The sequence below is a fragment of the Stagnihabitans tardus genome (assembly GCF_009925085.1).
Lineage (GTDB): Bacteria > Pseudomonadota > Alphaproteobacteria > Rhodobacterales > Rhodobacteraceae > Stagnihabitans > Stagnihabitans tardus.
The window spans coordinates 1-2,437 of sequence record NZ_JAABNR010000062.1; the positions used below are offsets into that span (position 1 = coordinate 1).

At 63.1% G+C, this 2,437-nt stretch carries 6 protein-coding genes; 4 read left to right on the top strand and 2 right to left on the bottom strand.

Annotated elements, in window-relative coordinates; genetic code table 11:
* Together GV832_RS21475 and GV832_RS21480 are read left to right on the top strand one after the other, a co-directional pair.
* Positions 1-225, top strand: a 225-nt coding sequence (locus GV832_RS21475) for a hypothetical protein (RefSeq protein ID WP_227754610.1), incomplete at its 5' end; no start/stop codon positions are given.
* Positions 222-896: a hypothetical protein gene (locus GV832_RS21480; protein WP_168776906.1), complete on the top strand. Its 675-nt coding sequence runs from the start codon at positions 222-224 to the stop codon at positions 894-896. The genes GV832_RS21475 and GV832_RS21480, both read left to right, overlap by 4 nt.
* A 39-nt stretch (positions 897-935) precedes the next feature.
* Here the strand turns inward: GV832_RS21480 and GV832_RS21485 are convergent, their stop codons facing one another.
* Positions 936-1,361, bottom strand: a complete 426-nt coding sequence (locus GV832_RS21485; protein ID WP_112312862.1) for a hypothetical protein — start codon at positions 1,359-1,361, stop codon at positions 936-938.
* Positions 1,362-1,485: 124 nt separating this feature from the next.
* On the opposite strand from GV832_RS21485, the gene GV832_RS21490 reads away from it, so the two are divergent.
* Entirely contained in the window at positions 1,486-1,695 is a 210-nt protein-coding gene (locus tag GV832_RS21490) for a hypothetical protein (RefSeq protein WP_126976287.1), read from the top strand.
* Positions 1,696-1,737: 42 nt separating this feature from the next.
* Positions 1,738-2,052 carry a WGR domain-containing protein gene (locus tag GV832_RS21495; protein ID WP_112312860.1) on the top strand — a complete coding sequence of 105 codons (315 nt, stop codon included), beginning with the start codon at positions 1,738-1,740 and terminating at the stop codon, positions 2,050-2,052.
* Positions 2,053-2,058: 6 nt separating this feature from the next.
* Here GV832_RS21495 and GV832_RS21500 read toward each other — a convergent pair whose 3' ends face one another.
* Positions 2,059-2,421 (bottom strand): bactofilin family protein, encoded by a 363-nt coding sequence (locus tag GV832_RS21500; protein WP_112312858.1) that lies wholly within the window; start codon positions 2,419-2,421, stop codon positions 2,059-2,061.
* Between the last annotated feature and the right edge of the window lie 16 nt (positions 2,422-2,437).

Here is a 2,437-nt window from a genome sequence, read left to right on the forward strand (position 1 = left end):
CGCGACCAAGACGTGCTGCAAGAGATCCTGCGTCTCGACCATCTCGACGTGATCGTTCCGCATTCGAGAATCCTCGAACAACTGGGCTATCACGGCCCCCTTGGACCGGCGGCCCGCGCCAACGCCAAAGCACCCGGCGGTCGGCTGGTGGCGGATGCCATCACACGCCAGCTTGTAGTTGCGGAACTTGTCCTGACCGGGATCGACGAGGTGATCCCTGCATGAGCCGTTTCCGCCTTCCTGCACGTGTCGCACCCTCCCCGGCAGCGGAAGAACCAGGTCTGCAGAACTCCGCCGCACGGTTGCGGTCATCGCGCGAGGTGCAGTCGCGCATTCTTGCCGAACGGCGTGCGCCGGAGCAGGGAGGAAATGTCGAGTGCGGCAAGGCCCAGCTTCCCGACATGACGACGGAGCACTTGGCCGACCCGGAGTTTGCCGGGAAGAGGGAAGGGGAGAGTGGTCGGCCGCAGTCCCCCGCTTCGCCGCCCGAATGTGCTGCCAGTGGGTTGGCGAGGCCCCGGAAAGAGAAGCTGGTGGTCCTCTTTCGGCTGCCGCTGGCAATCGAGAAGCAGCTTGAGCAGATCCCTGGCGCGGGCGACGTGACCCCAGCCTACATGCTGCGCGCCTTTGCCAAGGAAGCCCGGGCCGAACTGCGGCGGCTCTTGGCGGAAGATGATCTTGCGCCGCATGTCGATGAGGCGAGGCGCATCTTTGCCATGGCAGCATCGGACATGGCGGTCGGCGAACCGACGACCGTCTACGCCCAAAGCTCCGCTATCCGGGCTATGCATGCGGCACTTGATGACCCTTGGCTGATCGAGGCCCGGGCGACGATCGTTGGTGCCTTCCTCGCCGCGATTGCGTCGCTGCTGATCGAGGCGCGACGCGTCAGATAGACCCGGACAATGCAACAGAATTCGATGAACTGCCTCCGGTTACTCGCAGGCAAGATCGGGCAGCGGCGCTGTCTCGAAGGTCAGACTGTCGGCGCTTGTAACGAGCGCGAACTCGCCGCCCGAGCGGAAGGTAGCCACCATTTTCGACCAGTCCGCTGCGTCAACCGATGCCTGTGCGGCGATGCCGTTGTTGACCGGCAGGCGGGCCTGTTCGCCCGACTTTGCGAGAACGACGACCATGTCCGGTGCGGCGTCTTTGACAAAGCGAACCACGAACGCGCCGTTGGGCGTTGGCCCAAAGACGCGATCCGGATCGCAGACAAGCCGCACCTCACCCGCTTCGCTGGTGAGCGCGTAGGTCGGCAGGCCACGTTCGACACCTATCGTCCAGGCGTCGAGCGCGTGGACGGGAACAGACATCGCCGCAAGCGCGGAAACAGCCAGAACGGGGGACAGAACATGCATCGACAGGAAAGCCTTTCGTGGTTCGCGTGGCGACAGCAAAGCACCACTTCTGATGTCGTTAGATATGTTCTGACAGAGTTCATGTCCATGACCGCTAGCCGTCAACGGATGACAGGAGGCCGGTATGGAAGAGGTCGCTAGAAGCAGCTCCAAAAGCCCGACCATCGATCGTCGCCTGTGGCGGATCGACCGCGGAGACCGGGAACTCGTTGCAGAACGGCACCGCACCGTGAATGGCCGGTTCAGGACCGTGTGGCTGGTCCCGGAAGAAAGCCTGCGTGGCGTCCTCTGGGTCGAGGTTGTCGAGGGAACACCGGGCGATCCGTCACCATGACCCATCAGCTTTCTGAATCGGACCGCCCGGATCGATTCAGAAATGCAATTAGACTTGGAGAGCAATAAGGCGGAGTCTGTGCAGAGGAGGACCGCCTTGGCTCTGGCACATCTGCACCGCATCGACCCTGAGCACAAGATGGCGCGATTCTACTGCATCGATGTTGCGGCGACGCTGTTCGGAGACGTCTCCGTCTTGCGGACCTGGGGCCGGATCGGAACGCACGGACGGACAAGACTCGAGACTTGCGCCACCGTGGAAGAAGCGGAGAGGGCGGCATCTCAAACTCTTCGACAGAAGATGCGGCGGGGCTATCTGCCTGCTGGCCAAATGCTGCCGCCAGACCTTGTGGTGTGAGATCTGTCAGGCCTTACGCTGAAGCCTGCCCTCCAGCTCGGCACCGGCCTCGATGGCGATCTGCTCATGGGTGACGTCGGCCTGCACGACCGCACTCGGTGCGAGCTGAACGTTTCGCGCTGAGACCCTGCCGGAAACCACCCCGAGCACGACGAGGTCGTGGGCGACCACGGAACCTTCAACACGACCTGAACCAGCCACGGTGATCTCCGGCGCCCGCAGTGAGCCAACGACATTGCCTTGGACCTCGATCGGTCCATTGGAGGTGGCATCACCTTCGACGACAAGGTCCTGCGCGAAGACGCTGCGGCGAGCGTTTGCGACGGCCGGGTCCGGCCAACGGTCGAGGTCGCCATTTGGGGTATTCATCTTGGTGCCGCCTTAG

Excerpts from the sequence above, each read along its gene's own strand:
- GV832_RS21480 (WP_168776906.1), top strand. The coding sequence starts at position 222 with ATGAGCCGTTTCCGCCTTCCTGCACGTGTCGCACCCTCCCCGGCAGCG.
- GV832_RS21485 (WP_112312862.1), bottom strand. The coding sequence starts at position 1,361 with ATGCATGTTCTGTCCCCCGTTCTGGCTGTTTCCGCGCTTGCGGCGATG.
- GV832_RS21490 (WP_126976287.1), top strand. The coding sequence starts at position 1,486 with ATGGAAGAGGTCGCTAGAAGCAGCTCCAAAAGCCCGACCATCGATCGT.
- GV832_RS21495 (WP_112312860.1), top strand. The coding sequence starts at position 1,738 with ATGCAATTAGACTTGGAGAGCAATAAGGCGGAGTCTGTGCAGAGGAGG.
- GV832_RS21500 (WP_112312858.1), bottom strand. The coding sequence starts at position 2,421 with ATGAATACCCCAAATGGCGACCTCGACCGTTGGCCGGACCCGGCCGTC.